At 62.8% G+C, this 20,354-nt stretch carries 22 protein-coding genes; 15 read left to right on the top strand and 7 right to left on the bottom strand.

Annotated elements, in window-relative coordinates:
- Window positions 1-84 precede the first annotated feature (84 nt).
- Window positions 85-684, top strand: coding sequence for a glutathione S-transferase (locus tag J1C56_RS05960; protein ID WP_214386983.1), 600 nt, complete (start codon window positions 85-87; stop codon window positions 682-684).
- A gap of 30 nt (window positions 685-714) precedes the next feature.
- Here the strand turns inward: J1C56_RS05960 and J1C56_RS05955 are convergent, their stop codons facing one another.
- Window positions 715-1,590 (bottom strand): alpha-1,2-fucosyltransferase, encoded by an 876-nt coding sequence (locus J1C56_RS05955; protein WP_214386981.1) that lies wholly within the window; start codon window positions 1,588-1,590, stop codon window positions 715-717.
- 161 nt (window positions 1,591-1,751) lie between these two features.
- On the opposite strand from J1C56_RS05955, the gene J1C56_RS05950 reads away from it, so the two are divergent.
- Complete coding sequence (locus J1C56_RS05950) at window positions 1,752-2,450, top strand: FkbM family methyltransferase (RefSeq protein ID WP_214386979.1); 699 nt, start codon at window positions 1,752-1,754, stop codon at window positions 2,448-2,450.
- A gap of 82 nt (window positions 2,451-2,532) precedes the next feature.
- Here the strand turns inward: J1C56_RS05950 and J1C56_RS05945 are convergent, their stop codons facing one another.
- Window positions 2,533-3,192: an outer membrane protein gene (locus tag J1C56_RS05945; protein WP_214386977.1), complete on the bottom strand. Its 660-nt coding sequence runs from the start codon at window positions 3,190-3,192 to the stop codon at window positions 2,533-2,535.
- A 416-nt stretch (window positions 3,193-3,608) separates the two neighbouring features.
- Between J1C56_RS05945 and J1C56_RS05940 the strand changes: the two genes are divergently transcribed.
- The 6 genes from J1C56_RS05940 to J1C56_RS05915 all read left to right on the top strand — a co-directional run bounded on the left by J1C56_RS05940 (window position 3,609) and on the right by J1C56_RS05915 (window position 8,752).
- Window positions 3,609-4,373 carry an SDR family oxidoreductase gene (locus J1C56_RS05940; protein WP_214386975.1) on the top strand — a complete coding sequence of 255 codons (765 nt, stop codon included), beginning with the start codon at window positions 3,609-3,611 and terminating at the stop codon, window positions 4,371-4,373.
- Window positions 4,370-6,430, top strand: a complete 2,061-nt coding sequence (gene uvrC / locus J1C56_RS05935) for an excinuclease ABC subunit UvrC (protein ID WP_214386973.1) — start codon at window positions 4,370-4,372, stop codon at window positions 6,428-6,430. Before J1C56_RS05940 ends, uvrC begins: the two co-directional genes overlap by 4 nt.
- 105 nt (window positions 6,431-6,535) lie before the next feature.
- The gene (gene pgsA, locus J1C56_RS05930; RefSeq protein WP_214386971.1) at window positions 6,536-7,132 is read left to right on the top strand and encodes a CDP-diacylglycerol--glycerol-3-phosphate 3-phosphatidyltransferase; all 597 of its coding nucleotides are present in this window, start codon (window positions 6,536-6,538) and stop codon (window positions 7,130-7,132) included.
- Window positions 7,133-7,136: 4 nt separating this feature from the next.
- Window positions 7,137-7,391 carry a molybdopterin converting factor subunit 1 gene (gene moaD / locus J1C56_RS05925; RefSeq protein ID WP_214386969.1) on the top strand — a complete coding sequence of 85 codons (255 nt, stop codon included), beginning with the start codon at window positions 7,137-7,139 and terminating at the stop codon, window positions 7,389-7,391.
- Window positions 7,392-7,395: 4 nt separating this feature from the next.
- A complete protein-coding gene (locus J1C56_RS05920) occupies window positions 7,396-7,869 on the top strand; it encodes a molybdenum cofactor biosynthesis protein MoaE (protein WP_214386968.1) in 474 nt (157 codons plus the stop codon).
- Window positions 7,870-7,984: 115 nt separating this feature from the next.
- Window positions 7,985-8,752, top strand: coding sequence for a YbaY family lipoprotein (locus tag J1C56_RS05915; RefSeq protein WP_214386967.1), 768 nt, complete (start codon window positions 7,985-7,987; stop codon window positions 8,750-8,752).
- A gap of 155 nt (window positions 8,753-8,907) precedes the next feature.
- Here the strand turns inward: J1C56_RS05915 and ndk are convergent, their stop codons facing one another.
- Both ndk and J1C56_RS05905 read right to left on the bottom strand, forming a co-directional pair.
- A complete protein-coding gene (gene ndk / locus J1C56_RS05910; protein WP_214386966.1) occupies window positions 8,908-9,330 on the bottom strand; it encodes a nucleoside-diphosphate kinase in 423 nt (140 codons plus the stop codon).
- A 74-nt stretch (window positions 9,331-9,404) separates the two neighbouring features.
- Window positions 9,405-10,097 (bottom strand): glutathione S-transferase family protein, encoded by a 693-nt coding sequence (locus J1C56_RS05905; RefSeq protein ID WP_214386964.1) that lies wholly within the window; start codon window positions 10,095-10,097, stop codon window positions 9,405-9,407.
- 62 nt (window positions 10,098-10,159) lie between these two features.
- On the opposite strand from J1C56_RS05905, the gene J1C56_RS05900 reads away from it, so the two are divergent.
- From J1C56_RS05900 to J1C56_RS05870, 7 genes are all read left to right on the top strand, one after another.
- Window positions 10,160-10,672 (top strand): DinB family protein, encoded by a 513-nt coding sequence (locus J1C56_RS05900; RefSeq protein ID WP_214386962.1) that lies wholly within the window; start codon window positions 10,160-10,162, stop codon window positions 10,670-10,672.
- A gap of 206 nt (window positions 10,673-10,878) precedes the next feature.
- Window positions 10,879-11,475: a hypothetical protein gene (locus J1C56_RS05895; RefSeq protein ID WP_214386960.1), complete on the top strand. Its 597-nt coding sequence runs from the start codon at window positions 10,879-10,881 to the stop codon at window positions 11,473-11,475.
- 212 nt (window positions 11,476-11,687) lie between these two features.
- Window positions 11,688-12,956, top strand: coding sequence for an MFS transporter (locus tag J1C56_RS05890; RefSeq protein WP_214386958.1), 1,269 nt, complete (start codon window positions 11,688-11,690; stop codon window positions 12,954-12,956).
- A gap of 97 nt (window positions 12,957-13,053) precedes the next feature.
- Window positions 13,054-14,931 (top strand): ABC-F family ATP-binding cassette domain-containing protein, encoded by a 1,878-nt coding sequence (locus tag J1C56_RS05885; RefSeq protein ID WP_214386956.1) that lies wholly within the window; start codon window positions 13,054-13,056, stop codon window positions 14,929-14,931.
- Between the two features lie 61 nt (window positions 14,932-14,992).
- Window positions 14,993-17,128 carry a molybdopterin-containing oxidoreductase family protein gene (locus J1C56_RS05880; protein ID WP_214386954.1) on the top strand — a complete coding sequence of 712 codons (2,136 nt, stop codon included), beginning with the start codon at window positions 14,993-14,995 and terminating at the stop codon, window positions 17,126-17,128.
- Window positions 17,125-18,018, top strand: a complete 894-nt coding sequence (locus J1C56_RS05875; RefSeq protein WP_214386952.1) for a cation diffusion facilitator family transporter — start codon at window positions 17,125-17,127, stop codon at window positions 18,016-18,018. The genes J1C56_RS05880 and J1C56_RS05875 overlap by 4 nt, the downstream gene beginning before the upstream one ends.
- Before the next feature lie 117 nt (window positions 18,019-18,135).
- Window positions 18,136-18,696 carry a hypothetical protein gene (locus J1C56_RS05870; RefSeq protein ID WP_214386950.1) on the top strand — a complete coding sequence of 187 codons (561 nt, stop codon included), beginning with the start codon at window positions 18,136-18,138 and terminating at the stop codon, window positions 18,694-18,696.
- Window positions 18,697-18,761: 65 nt separating this feature from the next.
- Here the strand turns inward: J1C56_RS05870 and J1C56_RS05865 are convergent, their stop codons facing one another.
- From J1C56_RS05865 to J1C56_RS05855, 3 genes are all read right to left on the bottom strand, one after another.
- Entirely contained in the window at window positions 18,762-19,154 is a 393-nt protein-coding gene (locus J1C56_RS05865) for a tautomerase family protein (RefSeq protein WP_214386947.1), read from the bottom strand.
- Between the two features lie 61 nt (window positions 19,155-19,215).
- Complete coding sequence (locus tag J1C56_RS05860; protein WP_214386945.1) at window positions 19,216-19,632, bottom strand: MarR family winged helix-turn-helix transcriptional regulator; 417 nt, start codon at window positions 19,630-19,632, stop codon at window positions 19,216-19,218.
- Between the two features lie 194 nt (window positions 19,633-19,826).
- Window positions 19,827-20,354, bottom strand: coding sequence for a SixA phosphatase family protein (locus tag J1C56_RS05855; protein ID WP_214386943.1), 528 nt, complete (start codon window positions 20,352-20,354; stop codon window positions 19,827-19,829).

The raw sequence follows: 20,354 nt of genomic DNA, 5'->3' as shown, positions 1-20,354 counted from the left end.
GGTTCTGGCGCCCCGGATTCTGCCGGCAGCGTGTTGCCGCAGCATCACTTGCTGATATGGTCGCCCGCGCCATAGGGGACCCTCATGCCGAAACTCTTCTATTCTTCCGCTTCACCCTACAGCGCCAAGGTGCGCATGGCCGCAGCTTACGCCGGCATTCCGGTCGAATCCGTTACCGTCGAGACCGGCCCGCAACCGGCGCTGCTGACGGATGCCAATCCGCTCGGCAAGATTCCGGTCTGGATCACCGACGAGGGTGAGAGCATCTACGACAGCCGTGTCATCACCCAGTATCTGAACCGGCTTTCAGGCAACAAGCTGTTCCCGCGCAACGCCGAAAAGCGGCTTGATGCCGAACGGCTGGAAGCCTTGGCCGACGGCATCTGCGACTGCCTGCTGGCGATCATCTACGAGCGCCGCTCGCGTCCGGAGGAGATCATCCACCAGCCCTGGATTGACAAGCAGTGGTTGAAGGTGGCGCGGGCGCTCGACCTGCTCAACGCCAATCCGCCGAAATTGCCGAAGTCGATCACGGCCGGCCAGATCGCACTGCGTGCCACGATCGGCTACATGGACCTGCGCTTCGCTGGCAAGTGGGACAAGGGTCGTCCGCGTCTCAAGCGCTGGGCCACCCGCTTCGACGAGAAGTTCCCGGAGTTGAAGGCCGTGATCCCGCAAGGTTGAGACGCCGGGGCAGCGGCCTGTCGCCTTCGCTCAAGCCTGGTTGGACAGCTTCAGCCAGCTATCGGGCAGGATATCGGGATTGCTTGCGGACGAATCGGCGAACCACGACGCCGGCCCGATGACGATCTTGTCGGGCGCTGGATTGAGCCATGCGCCCCACCAGGAAAAGCTGGAGTTGGCGATGATGTGGTTGCGGCATGCGCTCATCAGGCGCATGTCCTCATAGTCGGCGTCACGGCCATTGTGGCCCATCACCCGTTTCTCGACCGGGAAGGAGAGGTTGTCGCGGGCCCAGTCGGGATCGTCGGAGAAGACATAGATGACGGGCTCTTCCGCCATTTTCGACGCCATCAGATCCACGGCTTTTGCGTAATATTGCTTCGAGCAGGCGGCAAACAGCGCCTGGTTTTCCGGCAGCAGATAGTCGCCGCGCCGGACATGCAGCGAGATCGCAGGACAGGCGGCGATGGCGGCGAGGTGTTTCGCGTTTTCGTCGCTGGGCGGCGTGACGATGCGGAAATCGTCACGAATCGTGTCGATGCAGTCGGCGAAGTAGCGCTCTGATTGCCAGTAGCCGTCGAGCCAGAGGTTGGTGCGAGGCGCAACCATGTCGGCATCGAAACCGAGGCCGTTCTCCTTTAGGCGACGCGGGAAGCGTCCCGATGCGTGCCAGAGATAATAACGCAGCCGCTCCTGCCTCCGCCGCGGCGGCAGCGTGCCGGAGGTCACAGCCGGCCCGATATTGAAATGTCCGAGCCGGAAGGTGACTGACGGTGCCGTGTCGAACCATCTGGTATCGAGCAGCAGAGCGCTTTGGCTGCGAATCGCCATGGCACGGCCCATGGCGAACTGGAACATCTGGTTGCCCAGGCCGCCAAAGATCTTGCTGACGATTTGCCGCTTCATGAGTTGTCGAACCACCGTGATTTGCCGCTTAGTGACAGCGCTTGCCATAGAAATCAAATAAGGATGCCGTGGATGACTGATCGCATGGTCGAACGTCATTTCCATTCAACCGGCACTGGCTTACTGGCTTTAGCATCAAGTCCGTCCGATCGGGGTCAAGCATGTTCAAGAAGCTGCTCAAGCCATTTGGTTATCTGGAAAGGCATCGAGAACCGCTCGAGCTGCTGAAAGATGGCCTCAGCAAAAAGCTGGGCATAAGGACGGCTATTCATGTCGGGGCGCACTATGCCGAGGAACGAGAGGCCTACGAGGCTCTGGGGTTCAGCGACGTGCTGTGGGTCGAGGCATCCTCGGACACTTATCGCGAACTTTTAGCGCGGTTGGCTCGACCCAGCGGTGCGGCAACGCGGCACGTCGCAGTCAATTCGTTTGCTTCCGACAAGGGCGGCCAGGCGGTGACCCTTCGGCATTTCACCAATGAAGGTGCGTCAAGTTCTGTTTTCGCCGCCACACCGCTCTTTCGGGAAACATGGCCGCATGTCGCAGAGAGCGGCTCAATGGAGGAGGTCGGCACAGATACGCTCGACAACATTGCCATCGCAAACGGCTTTCAGAACGCGGATCTCATTGCAGCGGATGTGCAAGGCGCTGAACTGTTGGTGCTGAAAGGCGCGAAATCGCTGCTGGCCGGAGCCAAGGCCGTGATCGTCGAGGTTTCGCAAGCCCAGTTTTACGAAGGCGGTGTCCTTCAGCCGGAATTGGGAGCGTATCTAAGGCAGCACGGGTTCGTTGAACTTCGTCGTCCGCCCTCGCATGGCGACCAGCTGTTTGTCAGAAAACGGCGGGTTTGGAGCCTGTAGTCCTGGCTCTTTCAGACCTAACCCAAACCAACAAAAAAGCCGGGCGCGAGCCCGGCTTTTTCGTTTGTGCTGATCGCTAGGATCAGAACTTCATACCGACGCCGAACTGGATGCGGTGATCCTTGTTCGAGATTTCGGTGTTGCCTGCGCCCAGCGAGAAAGTGTCGCTGCCGAGGTCGGTGTAGCGATACTCGACGCGGCCGAAGACCGACTCGGTGAGCTTGACGTCGGTGCCGACGCCAGCGGTCCAGCCGAGCATGGTGTTCTTGTCTTCGATGCCGCCCTGCGTCGCCTTGACCTGCGCGCCAGCGCCACCGGCCGTTGCATAGAGCAGGATGTCAGGCGTCACGACGTAGCCGAGACGGGCACGCAGCGAGCCTTCGAAGCCGTTCTTCACCGAGGTGCCGGCGTTGTCGCCTTCGACGCCGCTGTAGCCGAGGTCGCCTTCAGCGCCGATGACGAAGTTTTCCATCTGGTAGTTGTAACCAGCGAAAGCACCGCCGAGGAAGCCGCTGGTGCCGATCTTGTTGCCGGCAGCGTCAGCTTCACCGCTGAAGCCGTAGCCAAGCGTGACACCGGCGTAGGGGCCCGACCAGGTGTTGAGCGGGGGCTGTTCCATCGGCGCGGCAGGTGCCGGCGGCTCTTCCATGACGACGTCGGCAGCGAATGCAGGCATCGAAGCCAGGGCGATCAGGCCGAACGCCGCAGCCAGCGGACGAGCGTGCTTGAGAATGGCAGTCATTGTTTTACTCCTTAAGCCAACTAGACACTGGCTCTTTTTCAACTGGCGCCCCTAGCCCGTCCGGGGGGAGAAACGGGCTGGGCGCCGAACAGTTCCGAATGTCGTGTCGAAATGCGGCTGAACCGAACCTGAAGTTGGGTGATTGCCCGGCGCAAATGAGGCTGAAGCGTGACGTTGCATGCGTGCAACAGCCGTGTCAGGAGCTTTGCCAGCCATTTGCCGCAAGCCGCTTGGTACAAGGGGTTGGGCGTTCTATATCTCGCATGCCAGCCTGCTTCGCGGGCAGGTTTTTGGGCAGCACCACTGGCTTTCGCCACATTGCCGCCAGATCGATGAACGGCTTTTTACATAGGTTACCAAGAGGTAGCCAAAATCTGCCTCAGCGGAAGCAGGTGATAGCGTGAGAGGACAACTGAATGGCTGACATGGCAGGCAACGTGCTGGTGACGGGTGGGGCCAAGCGCATCGGCCGCGCGATCGTCGAAGACCTTGCCGCGCATGGCTTTGGCGTTGCCATCCATTGCAACCACGCGCGCAAGGCGGCCGATGATCTTGCCGCGACCATCAATGCCGGCGGCGGCAGGGCAGTGGTGGTGCAAGCCGACCTTGCCGACATGGCTGCGGTGGATGGACTGGTCGCCGATGCCACCGCCGCGCTCGGGCCGATCACGCTGCTCGTCAACAACGCCTCTGTCTTCGAAGTCGATTCGGTCACCGATTTCGGCTGGGAGGTGTGGGACAGGCACTTCGCCTTGCATGTGAAGACACCGGCACTGCTGGCGAAGAATTTCGCAGCAGCACTGCCTGAGGGTTCCGAAGGCCTCATCGTCAACATGATCGACCAGCGCGTGCTCAAGCCGACGCCGCAGTATTTCTCCTATTCGCTGTCGAAGGCAGCGCTATGGGCGGCGACCAGGACGATGGCGCAGGCGTTGGCGCCGCGCATCCGCGTCAATGCCATCGGCCCCGGACCGACGCTGCCGAGCTCGCGCCAGGATGCCGCTGCCTTCGGCGCACAACTCGACGGACTGATTTTGAAACACGGGCCCGCTCTCACGGAGTTTGGCTCGACGATTCGCTATCTCTGGCAGTCGCGGTCGGTGACCGGCCAGATGATCGCGCTCGATGGCGGACAGCATCTTGCCTGGCAGACGCCGGATGTGACAGGCATGGTGGAATGAGTCCTCGACATCTAGACATCAAGCCGAGCCCCGGAAAAGGCGGCAAGGCTGCCGCAGACATGCCCGACACCGAGCTCGATGACGACGAGGCGGCGGAAGAGATCGTTGTACCCGCTGGTACGGACTTGCCGTTCACGGCGATCGACTGGAGCGCGCATGCGGGCGACGCCGACGGCATGGTCGGCGCCGAAGTGATCCAGACGCTCGTCAAGCGCCTGCCCAATGCGCCGGGCGTCTACCGGATGATGAACGCCGCCGGCGACGTGCTTTATGTCGGCAAGGCACGCAGCCTCAAGAAGCGCGTCACCAACTACGCGCAAGGGCGCTTCCACACCAACCGCATCGGCAAGATGGTGCGCGAGACGGCGACGATGGAGTTCGTCGTCACCCGTACCGAGATCGAGGCGCTGCTGCTTGAAGCAAACCTGATCAAACGCCTGCGTCCGCGCTTCAACGTCCTGATGCGCGACGACAAGTCGTTCCCCTACATCATGCTGACCAGCGACCATGCGGCGCCGGGTATCTACAAGCATCGTGGCGCGCGCTCGCACAAGGGCGGCGACTATTTTGGGCCGTTCGCGTCGGCGCAGGCGGTCGGCCGGACGATCAATTCGCTGCAGCGCGCTTTCCTGCTGCGCAGCTGTACGGATTCGTTCTTCGAAAATCGCACGCGGCCGTGCCTGCTGTTTCAGATCAAGCGTTGTGCGGCGCCTTGCACCGGCGAGATTTCGCCTGAAGGCTATGCCGAGCTGGTTGGCGAAGCGAAGGACTTCCTCTCCGGTCGCAGCCAGAAGGTGAAGACCGAGATTTCGGGCCAGATGCAGCACGCCGCCGAGGAGCTCGATTTCGAACGCGCCGCCGTCTATCGTGACCGCTTGGCCGCTCTTTCGCACGTCCAGAGCCATCAAGGCATCAACCCGCAGACAATCGACGAGGCGGACGTCTTCGCCATCCACCAGGAAGGCGGGCAGACCGGCATCCAGGTGTTCTTCTTCCGAACCGGCCAGAACTGGGGCAACCGTGCCTATTTCCCCAAGGCCGACTCGTCGCTGGAAGCGGCCGAGGTGCTCGGCTCGTTCCTGGCCCAGTTCTACGACGACAAACCATGTCCGCGAGCGATCCTGCTGTCGCATTCGGTCGAAGAGCAGGAATTGCTGGCCGAGGCGCTTTCCACTCGCGCTGGGCACAAGGTGGCGATCTCGGTGCCGCAACGCGGCGAGAAGAAGGACATCGTCGACCACGCCGTGCAGAACGCCCGCGAGGCGCTCGGCCGCCGGCTTGCCGAGACGTCGACGCAGGCACGGCTACTGGAAGGTTTCGCCCAGACCTTCGGGCTGGAGAAACCGCCTGTTCGCATCGAGGTCTATGACAACTCCCACATCATGGGCACCAATGCCGTTGGTGGCATGGTGGTCGCGGGGCCGGAAGGCTTCGTCAAGAACCAGTACCGCAAGTTCAACATTCGCTCGACCGACATTACCCCGGGCGACGACTTCGGCATGATGCGCGAGGTCATGGAGCGGCGCTTTTCGAGGCTGTTCAAGGACCACAGCGATGAACAGCCTGACGCGGATGCGGTCGAGGATGCCGGCGCGTTTCCAGCATGGCCGGACGTGATCCTGATCGATGGCGGCCAGGGCCAGATGACCGCTGTACGCGCCATGCTGGTGGAACTGGGCATCGAGGATCGCGTCGTTGCGATCGGCGTTGCCAAGGGGCAGGATCGAGAGGCCGGGCGCGAGCGTTTCTTCGTCAGGGGCAAGGATTCGTTCTCGCTGCCTGTGCGCGATCCGGTGCTCTATTTCGTCCAGCGCCTGCGCGACGAGGCGCATCGCTTCGCCATTGGTTCGCACCGGGCGCGGCGCAAGAAGGAGATGGTCAAGAACCCGCTCGACGAGATCGGCGGCATCGGCCCGAGCCGCAAGCGGGCGTTGCTTCTGGCATTTGGTACCGCGAAGGCGGTGAGCCGGGCGGCTGTCGACGATCTGATGGCCGTCGAGGGCATCTCGGAATCCATCGCACGCCTTGTTTACAACCATTTTCACGATAATGGGTGATCAACGGGAATTGTCGTCCGGCGTCCGCTCGGGCTATCGATAGACAGTTGACCCCCGAGCCCCCGTTCTGATTTCACTACGGCAGACGAAAGAGCATAAGAGATCATGGCCCAGCGCGCATTCAATCTGCCCAACATGCTGACCTACGCGCGCATCGTGGCAGTGCCGCTGGTCGTATTGTGCTTCTTCCTCGAAGGCACCCTGAAGTCGAGCGACTTTGCCCGCTGGAGCGCGCTTGTCATCTTCATTGCCGCAAGCGTCACCGACTATCTCGACGGCTACCTGGCGCGCGCCTGGCAGCAGACGTCGAACATCGGTCGCATGCTCGATCCGATCGCCGACAAGCTGCTCGTCGCCACCTGCCTGCTGTTGCTTGCCGCCGATACAGACCATCGAGGCGGCATCGCCGGCTGGTCGCTGTGGGCGGCGATCATCATCCTGTGCCGCGAAATCCTGGTCTCGGGCCTGCGCGAGTATCTCGCCGCACTGAAGGTCAGCGTGCCGGTGACCCAGCTTGCCAAGTGGAAGACGGCCATCCAGATGGTGGCCATCGCCTTCCTGCTCGCCGGCCCGGCTGGCGACAAGATCTTCCCGCTGACCACCCAGGTCGGTCTTGTCCTGCTGTGGATCGCGGCACTTGTGACGCTCTATACCGGCTACGACTACTTCCGCGCCGGCCTGAAACACATCATGGACGAATGAGACCATGACCAAGCTCATCTATTTTGCCTGGGTGCGCGAGCGGATAGGCAAGGCCGAGGAAGATGTCGAATTGCCTGCCGACGTGAAGACGGTGAGGGAACTGCTGCTGTGGCTCAAGTCGCGCGGCGAGGAGTTCGAAAGCGCCCTGCAGCACCCGGAGGTGATCCGCGTTGCGATCAACCAGGAACATGTCGATCACCGCGAGCTGATCGGGGGCGCACGCGAGATCGCGCTGTTTCCGCCGATGACGGGCGGCTGAACCGATGACCGTCGCCGTCGTGCCGATGGTGCGCATCCAGGCGGCTGACTTCGACGTCGCCGCGGAGATCGCGCTGCTGACGCAGGGCAGGGTGGATGTCGGCGCTGTCGTCACCTTCACTGGTCTGTGCCGCGATGAGGCCGGCAGCCTCGCAGCGCTTGAACTCGAACATTATCCCGGCATGGCCGAAGCCGAGATCACGCGCATCGCCAACGAGGCGATCGAACGTTGGCCATTGGCCGGCATCACCGCCATCCATCGCTTTGGCCGCATCAAGCCGGGCGAGAACATCGTGCTGGTGGTCGCAGGTTCGAAGCACCGGCAGGCCGCGTTCGAGGCGGCAAGCTTCCTGATGGACTATCTAAAGTCGCGTGCTCCGTTCTGGAAGAAGGAGCATCGCATCGACGGCAGCGAAGGCGGCTGGGTCGATGCCAAGGAAAGTGACGAAGCAGCCGCCGCCCGCTGGGCGAAGTCCTGATCGATGGTGGCCACGATGTATGTCGGCGGCCACGGAACCACCTTATTCCTTTGTACCTTCCAGATGCACGGCGCGTCGCGCGCGCCTTGGCAACAACTGAAACGGGGAGGCTGCCTTGCTGAGCAAGCTCGCGGAATTTCTAGTGTTTGGCTTCATGCCTCTGGTCGTCGGCATGCTCGCGGTTCCGGCCGTGGCAACTGCTGACGAGACCTTGGTCACCGGCGAGGTGCTCTATCGCGAGCGCATCGCCTTGCCTGCGAATGCGGTGCTTTCGGTGCAGCTTGCCGATGTCTCGCTCGCCGACGCGCCGGCCCGGATACTCGGCGAGCAGAAGATAGATCCAGCCGGTCAGGTGCCGATCAGGTTTGCCATCCCCTTCGACCCCACCGCGATCAAGACCAACATGACCTACGCCTTGCAGGCCCGCATCAGCGTCGATGACCAGCTCTGGTTCATCAACGATGTCCGCCATACGCTCGATCCGCTGACGGCGGGACCGCAGACGATCCAGGTCAAGATGGTCCGCCAGTCCGCCGCCACCGAGGAGGTCACGATTTTCGACCGCGACTGGGTTGCCGAGGAGATCGACGGCGCAGCCGCGCATGACAAGGCCAAGCCGACGCTGCGGATCGGCACGGACGGCAAGGTGTCTGGTCGCGGCGGCTGCAACGGCTTCTTCGGCAGCGCCAAGGTCGACGGCAGCAAGGTGCAGTTTGGCCAGATCGGGTCAACGGAGATGGCCTGTGAGCAAGCGGTGATGGACCAGGAGCACAGGTTCCATCAGGCGCTTGAGCGCGCCGCCACGTTCAAGATCGAGGACGGCAAGTTGCTGGTGGCCGACAAGGACGGCAAGGACATCCTGCGTTTCGCCGCAGGAAGCTGATTGAATCAGTTTCGCCGATAGTCCGGCCAAGCCATTGAAATACTTGGCTGGCGGGTGGAGCCTGGCAGGCTGAGGAGCAAAGAAAAAGCCGAGGCGCGAGCCCCGGCTTTTCGATTCTGGATCAGTGGCTTGTCAGCCGCTGTTCGCCGGCTGGATCAGCCGACGACTTCGGTGCCCGAGAACCAGTAGGCGATCTCTTCGGCGGCGGTCTCGGGAGCGTCCGAGCCGTGCACCGAGTTTTCGCCGATCGACAGGGCGTGGACCTTGCGGATGGTGCCCTCGGCAGCGTTGGCCGGATTGGTGGCGCCCATCACTTCGCGGTTCTTGGCAATGGCGTTGTCGCCTTCGAGGACCTGGACGATCGTCGGAGCCGACGACATGAACTCGACCAGCTCGCCGAAGAACGGGCGTTCCTTGTGGACGGCGTAGAAGCCTTCGGCCTCGCGGCGGCTCATCCATACGCGCTTCGATGCAACGACGCGCAGGCCGGCATCTTCGAGCATCTTGGTGATGGCGCCGGTCAGGTTGCGCCGGGTCGCGTCCGGCTTGATCATCGAAAATGTGCGTTCGATCGCCATGATAGGTCCTTGTGATCTCTGGGATTTGCAGTGTGGCGGGCTCTATACAGGCCGCCCGCTGCATTGCCAAGGGGCTAGGCTGCCGCTGCCACGCTCAGTCCCAGACCGTTGTGCAGGTTAAGGCAGCGGCCGAACCATTCGGCAACGGGGTCTGCGTCGTCGAGAAGCGTGTAGGGTGTGGCGATACGGGCCCACTGGAAGGCCCCGAACACGATGTAGTCTGCAAACAACGGAGCCGTGCCGCCGATCCATGGCTGGTAGGCGAGCATGCCGCGTAGCGGCTCGAGCGATGCCCTGAATGCACTGAGCCCGGCATCCCGCGCGGCAGTCACCTCCTCCAGCGGCCTGCCATAACGCGCCTCGCGGCTCTGACGGAAATAGGCGGCGTTGGTCTCATCCTGCATGCCGTGAAGGGCCGTCAGTGCCGCGACGCCGAGATAGGGATGGATGGTCAGTTGCGACCAGCGTTCGATGAAACGGGCATGGGCTTCGCCGCCGGCACCGCCAAACAGCGATGGTCGGTCCGGATAGGCGTGCTCGAGATGCAGCGCGATGGTGAAGGAATCCGGCACGACGGCATCGCCATCGCGGATGACCGGAACGGTCTTCGAGGCGCCGCCTTCGATATCAGGCACTTCGAGAAAGCGCGTCGGCATCGTGCGATAGTCCAGCCCCTTGTGCGCCAATGCCATTGCCACCTTCCAGCAATGCGGGCTGAACGGGCGCGTCGTATCGCTGCCGACGAGGTCGTAGAGGAGAATGGTCATTGGCGGCTGTTCCAGATGGGCTGTAGTAAGAAGATGATTTTCGAAGCACCGAAGGATATCGGATGAAACAGCATTTCATGATGTTGGCCGCATATAATCAATGGGCCAATGAGCGTGTCTATGAAGCAGCAGCCGACTTGGACGCGGAAGAATATGACCGCGACACCGGCGCGTTCTTCAAGTCGATGAAGGGAACGCTCAACCATCTGCTCGTTGCCGACCGCGTCTGGCTGAAGCGCTTCACCGGTGAGGGCGATGCACCGTCGTCGCTCGATACCATCATCCATGCCGACTTTGCCAAGTTGCGCGCCGCGCGGCAGGCCGAGGACAAGCGCATCGTGGAGTGGGTCGGTTCGCTCAGTGACAAGGCATTCGCGGGCCGGTTCACCTACATGACCGTCACCGACATGCGCACCATCTCGCAGCGCTTGGCGCCGGCCCTGATGCACCTTTTCAACCACCAGACGCATCATCGCGGCCAGGCGCACATGATCCTGACAGTGCTTGAGCGACCATCCATAGCTTTGGATCTGATTTATTTCCAGCGCACCGAAGACGGCAGAGCATTCGCTTGAAATTGAATAAAACTTTATGCTTCGAACGCATATAATTAAAAGGATTCAATCGTCTACTCATTCATGTAACGCAATTCAGAGTGAGCAGTAAAAAAGTTGATGATGTCCGGGGGGAAGATGAAACTTATTGCCATGAGAGTGCGTTACTGAGTCAGCAGCCAGTCTCGTGGCTGGGTGCTGGGATCGGCAACCACAGGGAGACATCCATGACTAGTATATCGAAGGCAATAGCCAAGACACTGGCGGGTGGTATCGTTTTCGCGGCGCTCTGCGCGCCAGCCAGCGCCCTGGACATCGGCGACCGTAGCAAGGGCCTCGGCGTCTCTGTCGACATCGGTAATTCAAATGGACTTGGCCTGGACGTCGGCGCAACCGTTGGTGGTTCGGGCGGTGTCAATGCCGACGTCAACGCCGACGTCGGCGGCAACAAGGGTCTGGCTGATGCCAAGGCCAACGCTTCGGTCGGCGGCAACAACGGGCTAACCGCAAATGCGACCGCAAATGTCGGAGGTAACACCGGGCTCGCAAACGTGAACGCCAATGTCGGCCTCGGCGGCAACACGCTCGCCGACATCGGCATCAACATCGGCGGACCCGGCATTGGTGGACCTGGCGGTCCCGGCGGACCTGGAGGTCCTGGTGGACCCGGCGGACCTGGCATCAACCCAGGCGTCATCGGCGGCATGTCGCAAGCTCAGGTCGCAGCCTATGTGAAGCGCTGCAAGATGGTGCTGTCCAACCCGATGGCATTCGAAAGCGACCTGCGCGAACTGTGCAAGCTGCTGCGTACCGCCAGCCGCTGAGGTTTCGAAAAGAGTTTCGGACGGCCCGCGATCTGCGGGCCGTTTTGATTCCGGCCAGCGGGTGCTTGTCATGAGATGTCTGGATCATCGGATAGGAGTGTCTGGGCAGCGCGGTTTGCCTTGTCTTTGGCCATGATCTCGGCCAGACGAGGCAATAGTGACACCGCCTGGTTCAAGCACCAGGCGCCATCTCTTTTTCAGGATAGACGTTCGTGCGCGCATTCGGCGACAAGACCGGCCAGACAATCGTGCTGTTGCTCATTGCCGGCTCCGGCATGGTGGCGATCGCCCGCGGCATGAGCCTGACCTTCCTGGCGATCCGCCTGCAGGGCGATTTCGGCTTGAGCCCGGCATGGATCGGCGTCCTGATCGGAGCTGGGCCTTTGCTCGGCGCTGCGGTCAGCCCGTTTGCCGGAACCATCTCCGATCGCATCGGCCGGCGTGTTGTGCTGGTGACGGCGCTGCTGTTTGCCGGTCTGGGGCTCGTCGGCCTCGGCCTGGCACAGTCGGTGGCGGCCTTTGCGCTGGCGCATATCGTGTCGTCGGTTTCGGCGGCGGTCTACGAGCCGGTGTCGCGTGCGCTGATGAGCGATGCGGCGCCTGAAAAGCTGCGGCTCAAGATGTTCTCGTGGCGCTACCTCGTCATCAATGCCGGCTGGGCTGTCGGGCCGATGATTGGCCTTGCCATCGGCGCCAATTCGCCGCTGCCCTTCGTCATCGCCGGTATCGTTCATTTCGTCTTTGCCGCGGCGATCTTTGCCGTGGTGCCGGCAGCCCTGGCAGAACGCAGCGGGCAGCCTACGGCGCAGCAGACCCCTGGCTTCCGCAGACTGGCTGCCGCACTGCGTGACCGGCGCCTGCTGTTTTATGTCGGCGGCGGCACGTTGCTGATGGCTGTTTACGGCCAGTGGTCGGTGACCCTGTCGCAATATCTGACCACCAACCTCGCCGACGGCATGAAGATATTCGCCTGGCTGGTCACGACGAACGCCGCCGTGGTCGTGCTTGCCACCGCACCTGCGCGCATGGTGATCGAAAGGATCGGGCCGATGCGCGCGATGGTGCTGGGCTGCCTGCTGTTCCTTTGCGGCGAGCTTGGCTTCGCCATGTCGACGGATGCGACAATGCTGGTCGGCTTCATGGTCCTGTTCACGATCGGCGAGGTGCTGGTCGTTCCGGCGGAATACGTGCTGGTCGACAAGATCTCCAATGACGGTAATCGCGGCGCCTATTTCGGCGCCCATTCGCTGAGTTCGGTGGGTAATTTCATTGGGCCATTGTTAGGCGGGCTGGCGCTTGGAGCGTTTGGCGGGCAGGGCATGTTCATGCTCTTTGCCATACTGGCCGCCGGCAGCGCTGTCCTGTTTGCCATCGGCCATGCCTCGCCGCCGCCGGCTTCTCTGGACGGCCCGGCAATCGACGCGAATGGAGAGGTTGCCGGCGAAGCGCTGCACCGTAGCCACAGACCGGCTTTCGCCTGAAAGCAGTGCGGTAGTCGCGTTTTCGACCACGCGTTGTGCCTGATAGGTGCAGCGCGCCCTTGCCATTGCCGCAACTCTCCGCCAAAACCGCCACGCCATGCTTATCATCAATGATCTCTCCCTCCGCATCGCCGGACGTCTTCTCCTCGACCATGCGTCGTTGACCCTGCCGGCCGGCACCAAGGCGGGCCTTGTCGGCCGCAACGGCACCGGCAAGACGACGCTGTTCAAGGCGATTACCGGCGACTTCAGTTCTGAATCCGGCAGCATCAGCCTGCCCAAGAACACCCGCATCGGTCAGGTCGCCCAGGAAGCGCCCGGCACCGAGGAGCCGCTGATCGAGATCGTGCTCAAGGCCGATGTCGAACGCACGGCACTGCTTGCCGAAGAGCAGACTGCGACCGACCCGCACCGCATCGCCGAAATCCACGTTCGCCTCGCCGACATCGACGCGCATTCGGCCGAATCCCGCGCGGCGACAATTCTCGCCGGTCTCGGTTTCGACGACGAAGCGCAACGGCGTCCGGCCTCGTCCTTCTCGGGCGGCTGGCGCATGCGCGTGGCGCTCGCAGCGGTCCTGTTTTCGGAACCCGATCTTCTGCTGCTCGACGAGCCGACCAACTATCTCGATCTCGAAGGCACGTTGTGGCTCGAGAACTATGTGTCGAAATACCCGCACACGGTTCTGCTGATCAGCCACGACCGCGACCTGCTCAACCGCGCCGTCAATTCGATCGTCCATCTCGACCAGAAGAAGATGACCTTCTGGCGCGGTGGCTATGACCAGTTCGAGCGTCAGTTCGCCGAGCAGCGTGAGTTGCAGGAGAAGGGGCGCGTCAAGCAGGAAGCAGCGCGCAAGCACCTGCAGTCCTTCGTCGACCGTTTCCGTGCCAAGGCGTCGAAGGCGCGCCAGGCGCAGTCGCGCATCAAGGCGCTGGAGAAGATGAAGCCGATCGCGGCGCTGATGGAAGACAATGTCCGTCCGTTCAGCTTTCCAGAGCCGGCAAAAACGGTTGCCTCGCCGATCGTCGCGCTCGATCGCGTCAATGTCGGCTATCAGGCGGACAAGCCGATCCTCAAGAAGATGACCCTGCGCATCGATGCAGACGACCGCATCGCGCTGCTCGGCGCCAACGGCAACGGCAAGTCGACCTTCGCCAAGCTTCTCGCAGGACGGCTGAAGGCCGAGAGCGGTTCGGTGACGATTGCGCCCGGGCTCAAGGTCGCGATCTTCGCCCAGCACCAGCTCGACGATCTGAGGCCGGACGAAAACGCCTATGAGCACGTGCGCCGGCTGATGCCGGAGGCGCCGGAATCCAAGGTGCGCGCCCGCGTCGCCCAGTTCGGCCTACCGACCGAGAAGATGAACACCGCCGCCAAGGATCTTTCCGGCGGCGAGAAGGCGCGACTGTTGATGGGGCTGTCGGCCTTTGACGGGCCGAACCTGTTCATCCTCGACGAGCCGACCAACCATCTCGACATCGACAGCCGCGAGGCGCTGATCATGGCGCTGAATGATTTCCCGGGTGCCGTGATCCTGATTTCGCACGACCGCCATCTGCTCGAAGCGACGGCCGACCGATTGTGGCTGGTCAAGGACGGCTCGGTCAATCCGTATGACGGCGATCTCGAAGACTACAAGGCGCTGGTGACGGGTGTTTCCGGCGACCGGCGTGAAAAGCGCGAAGCCGACAAGGCATCAAAGGCGGACAAGCGCCGTGAGGCTGCGGCACGCCGCGCGTCGATGGAGCCGCTGGCCAAGGAAATCCGCGCCACCGAGGCGCTGATGGACCGCATCCGCAAGCGCATCGATGGCATCGAGGACCAGCTGGCGGATCCCAAGCTGTACGAGAAGGATCCGACGACGGCGACGCAGCTTGCCAAGGAGCGGTCGCAGCTCGGGACGCAGCTCAACGGTCACGAGGAAAAATGGCTCGCAATGTCGGCGGAATACGAAGAAGGCATCGCGGAATAGGGCAGCGCCGCACTGCACGCTGGCCCTACACCTTGGATATGAAAGCCTGTAGTTTCGCGCCATGAACCAGCACGCCAAGATCAGGATCGGCCATTCGGCCTGCCCGCATGACTGCCCGTCGACCTGTGCGCTTGAAGTCGAGCTGCTCGACGACAAGCGTATCGGCCGTGTCCATGGCGCCAAGTCCAACAGCTACACGGCCGGCGTCATCTGCGCCAAGGTCGCTCGCTATGCGGACCGCGTCCACCATCCAGACCGGCTGCTGAAGCCGCTGATCCGTGCCGGCGCCAAGGGCGAAGGGCAGTGGAAGGAAGCGAGCTGGGAGGCGGCCCTCGATCTCGTTGCCGAGAAGTTCATAGCGGCGGAGGAAAAATACGGCTCGGAAACCGTCTGGCCCTATTTCTACGCCGGCACGATGGGGCTGGTGCAGCGCGATGGCATAGAGCGGTTGCGCCATGCCAAGAAATACTCCGGCTTCTTCGGTTCGATCTGCACCAATCTGGCCTGGACCGGCTATGTCATGGGCACTGGCGCGCTGCGCGGTTCGGACCCGCGCGAGATCGGCAAGTCGGATTGCGTCGTCATCTGGGGCACCAACGCTGTCGTCACGCAGGTCAATGTGATGACCCATGCGATCAAGGCGCGCAAGGAACGCGGCGCCAAGATCGTCGTCGTCGACATCTACGAGACGGCGACGCTGAAGCAGGCCGACATGGGGCTGGTGCTGAAGCCCGGCACCGACGCGGCACTGGCCTGCGCGGTGATGCACGTGCTGTTCCGCGAGGGCTTTGCCGATCGCGCCTATCTCGAAAAATACACCGACGATCCCAAGGGCCTGGAAGCGCATCTCAGCGACAAGACGCCGGAATGGGCAGCCGGCATAACAGGTCTTTCGGTCGAGGAGATCGAGGCCTTTGCCCGGCTCGTCGGCACCACCAGGAAGACCTTCTTCCGCCTGGGCTATGGTTTTTCGCGCCAGCGCAACGGCTCGGTCAACATGCATGCGGCGCTGTCGATCCCGGCGGTGACGGGCGCCTGGCAGTATGAGGGCGGCGGCGCCTTTCATTCCAATTCGGGCATCTTCAAGCTTAATGGCGAGCTGCTGGAGGGAACGAAGTTCCGCGATCCCAGCATCCGCTATCTCGACCATTCGCGCATCGGCCCGGTGCTGACCAATGCCGAGGACGCGCTTTATGGCGGCCCGCCTGTCACGGCGATGCTGATCCAGAACACCAATCCGATGAATGTCGCGCCCGAGCAGCGTCTGGTGAAGCAGGGCTTCATGCGTGACGACCTGTTTACCTGCGTGCACGAGCAGTTCATGACCGACACGGCCAAGCTTGCCGACGTCGTGCTGCCGGCGACCATCTTCCTCGAGCATGACGACATCTACAAGGGCGGCGGCAACCAGCACATCACGCTGGGCCCGAAGCTGATCGACCCGCCGGAAGGGCCGCGCACCAACCACTATGTCATCGAGGAGCTGGGCAAGCGGCTTGGCGTGGCGCACATGCCGGGCTTCGGCATGACCGAACGCCAGCATATCGACGTCATGCTGGAGAAGAAGGGCCTCGGCAATTTCGACAGCTTCAAGGACCAGAAATGGGCCGACATGCAGCCTGAATTCGACAGCGCGCATTTCCTCAAGGGTTTTGGCCATCCCGACGGCAAGTTCCGCTTCAAGCCGCAATGGAATGGCGGTGCCGCACCCAACAAGCCGCCGCGTAGCATGGGCATCTTCGGCCCGGTCGCGCAGCTGCCCGAATTCCCCGATCACGTCGACCTGATCGAGGTGGCGGATGCGGAGCATCCGTTCCGCCTGGCGACGTCGCCGGCGCGCAACTTCCTCAACTCGACCTTCGCCGAGACGCCGGTGTCGCGCGAGAAGGAGGGGCGGCCCGAACTCTTGATCCATTCCGAGGACGCGGCAGAACTCGGGATAGCGACAGGCGACCGGGTCGAAATCGGCAATATGCGCGGCGAGGTCGTGCTGCATGCCCGCCTGTTCGACAAGATCAAGCGCGGCGTCGTCATCGCCGAAGGCATCTGGCCGAACTCCGACCATGAGCGCGGCGAGGGCATCAACGTGCTCACCGGCGCCGACGCGCCCGCACCTTATGGCGGCGCGGCCGTGCACGACAACAAGGTCTGGGTCCGCGCGGCGGCGTATGTGCAATCGACGGGGGCATTCCGATGAGCGGCGACCACGATCACGGCGACATGCAGAACACGCCGGTTTCGCGGCTTTGGATGGCCTTCGGCCTTACCAGTGCCTTCATGGTGGCCGAGGTAATCGGCGGTTTCGTCACCGGTAGCCTGGCGCTGATATCTGACGCCACGCACATGCTGACCGACGCCATGGCGCTGGCGATCGCGCTGGTGGCGATCAAGGTCGGCCGCCTCCCGGCCGACCTGCTGCGCACCTATGGTTACGCCCGCTTCGAGATACTGGCTGCGGCCTTCAACGCGCTGCTTTTGCTCGCCGTCGCCTTCTACATTCTCTACGAGGCCTATGTCAGGCTGTTCCAGCCGCAGGACATCGCCTCGCTCGGCATGCTCGGCATCGCCGTCATCGGGCTTCTGGTCAATCTGACGTCGATGCGGCTGCTCGCCGGCCACAAGGACGGCAGCCTCAACGTCAAGGGCGCCTATCTCGAGGTCTGGGCCGACATGCTCGGTTCGATCGGCGTGATCGCCGGTGCTGCCCTGATCTGGCTCACCGGCTGGTCATGGGTCGATTCCGTCGTCGCCGTCGGCATCGGCTTCATGGTCTTCCCCCGCACCTGGGTGCTGCTCAAGGAGTGCATCAACATCCTGCTCGAAGGCGTGCCAGCAGGCATGGAGCTGGCCGAGGTCGAAGCGGCGATCGCCACCGTGCCTGAAGTCGCCTCGGTGCACGACCTGCATCTGTGGGCGATCACCCAGAGCAAGGCGTCGCTGACCGCGCATGTGGTGCTGGAGGAGGGCGCTGATGCTGAGACGGTGCGCCGGGCGGTGGAAGTGCGGCTGCAGGAAAAGTTCGACCTGCACCACACCACATTGCAGATGGAGCGGGTGAGCTGCGCGCCGATGGAGCGCATTCACTGAGCGTGCCTGCGTCACACTGTCCTGTCAGCGATATGTCCTATTATCTCTAACAACATGAGTGCCTATGTCTTGCCCGGCCGATGAGTCTTCGGTGCAGAACGGATTCGGAGAGCATCGATGGGCGAGCATGGCTTCAGGAACAAACACAGTGGCAAGGGCCGCGACAAGGGCGGCCTGCTCGGCGCCGTCCTTGGCGCGATAGGCAGTCAGCTCGGCGACAAGACGTCAGGCGGCCAGCAGGGCGGCAACTCCGGCGGAGGCGGGCCGTCGGGCAATCTATCGGGGGCCTTCGGGCGCGACGGGCGCTTCAGCTCGGCGAAAACCCAGCGCCCGTCACGGATGCCGAGGTTCGGCACGGCGGCGACGCTCGTCGTGCTGGTGCTGTGGACGCTGCTTGCCTGGCTCGGCTACAGTCTCGTCGACGTCGTGCTCGCCTGGACGTCGAGCAATGTCGGGACAATCGTGCAGACCGGCAAGGATGCGGCGACCGCGACCGGCATCGGCACCGAGGTCGTCGGTGTCGTCGACAGCGCTGAGACATCAGGCATGCTCGGCGGTTTCCTTGCTCTCGTCGGCGCCGTGCTGCGTCCGCTGATCGTGGTGGTGTGGCTGGGCGGTGCCGTGCTGATCATGGCGGCGCCCTGGCTGGTATCCTTGATCAGGCGGAAGTTCCGCTAGGCGGGTTCAGTCCGGCGCGCCGCCGACCAGCGATGGCACCAATGGTGCCATCGGGTACGGCGCCATCACGAATGCTGATAGCGGAACTCCTGGGTCTTGCCGCCATAACCATAGGCGGCGGCCCTGACGTCGTGCACGTGGATGTAGCTCTCCTCGTGGATGTCGCCGAGAATTGCGGTAAAGCCTGCGAACACTGCCGCGATGTAGCGCTTCTTCTCGTCCTTGGTGTTGGTCTCGTCGGTGACCTTGATCTCCAGCGCAAAGCTCGACTTGCCGTGGCTCTGCAACGACTTGCCGGCGATGATCCAGTCGCGCGGATCGACATAGCTGATGGCGATGGCCGTCACCTCCGGCTTCTTGCCGAGGATGGTGCTGGTGTGTTCGGCCAGCATCGCCGCCACCTGGTCGGTCAGCGTGTCGCTGCGCTGGGCGGCAATCTTGACGGTGAGGATAGGCATTGTCGTTCTCCAGTGGTTAGATATGCAACTATTATGACCGGCCCGTTCATTCATGACCGGCTCATTCCAGCTTTGCGGCGATCGCCTTGGCCTGGTCGACGAAACCGGCAAAGACCTCAGCGCCGAAAAGGCCTGACAGGCGTTGGGTGACCGCGGCGCTGGCGGCGTTCAGCGCATCCTTGATTTCGAGCGCCGCCGCTGTCGGCGTGATCAGGGATTCGCGCTTGTCCCCGCTCGACTTGGTCCTGACGATAAGCCCCTTGGCCTCCAGCCCGTCGAGGCCGCGCGTCGTCGTGGCCCGGGCGATCTTCAATTCGTCGGCGAGTTCGCTTTGCAGCAGGCCCGGCCGTGCCAGCACGGCGCGCAGCATGAAGCCTTGCGGCGGCGTCAGGTCGAACGGCGCAAACGCCGCCGTCCAGACGCGGTCGAGCTGGCGTGCCAGGGCTGTGGTGTTGAAGTAGATGCAACGGTCGAACATGCACCCAAGATAGGCATTAGTAGTTGCATATGCAATTGTTATTTGCCGCTGTTTGAAAAATCGTGGCCGGGCGGCCCGAAGGGCGCGACCGGGCAGGGGCGTGGCAGGCGGATATCGTTGAGGGATGGTCGCGTGCGGCCGGCAGCTTGCCTCGGCGGCGTCTGCCGCGAGGGCGTCTGTCTCGAGGCTGGGCCTCAGCCCAGCTCTCTTGGCCTGAGGCAATGGGTCAGGCGCGCGATGCCGGGGCGCAGGCCAGACCAGTCGCCTTCGAATTCGAAGCGGGCCAGTGCGCCGCTCGGGAATTTCTCTTCCAGCGACTGGACTGCTTCGCTGCTCGAAGCAGGACCGGCAAGCTGGGCGGCGAATATCTCAAGCCCCGGATTGTGGCCGATGACCAGCAATGAGCCGGTCTCGTCGGGCGCAGCCCTGGTGAGCGCGAACAGGTCGTTCGCCAGGGCGCCATAGATGCTGTCGTGGAACGCGGTCGCAGGCAAGGGAGCCGGCCAGTCCACGGATGCCAGCTGCCAGGTCTGGCGCGTGCGCATGGCAGGCGAGATATAGACCAGCTCGGGCAGCCAGCCGCGCCTGGCGATTTCCGCGCCCATGCGCGGCGCAGCCTCGAGGCCGCGCGGCGCCAATGGCCGGTCGAAATCGGCAAGCGCTGCATCGTCCCAGCTCGACTTGGCATGGCGCAGCAGAAGCAGTTGCCTGGTCTTCGCCAT

The organism is Aminobacter anthyllidis (genome assembly GCF_018555685.1).
Classification (GTDB): Bacteria; Pseudomonadota; Alphaproteobacteria; order Rhizobiales; family Rhizobiaceae; genus Aminobacter; species Aminobacter anthyllidis.
This window is presented reverse-complemented; position numbering and strand designations above follow the sequence as displayed.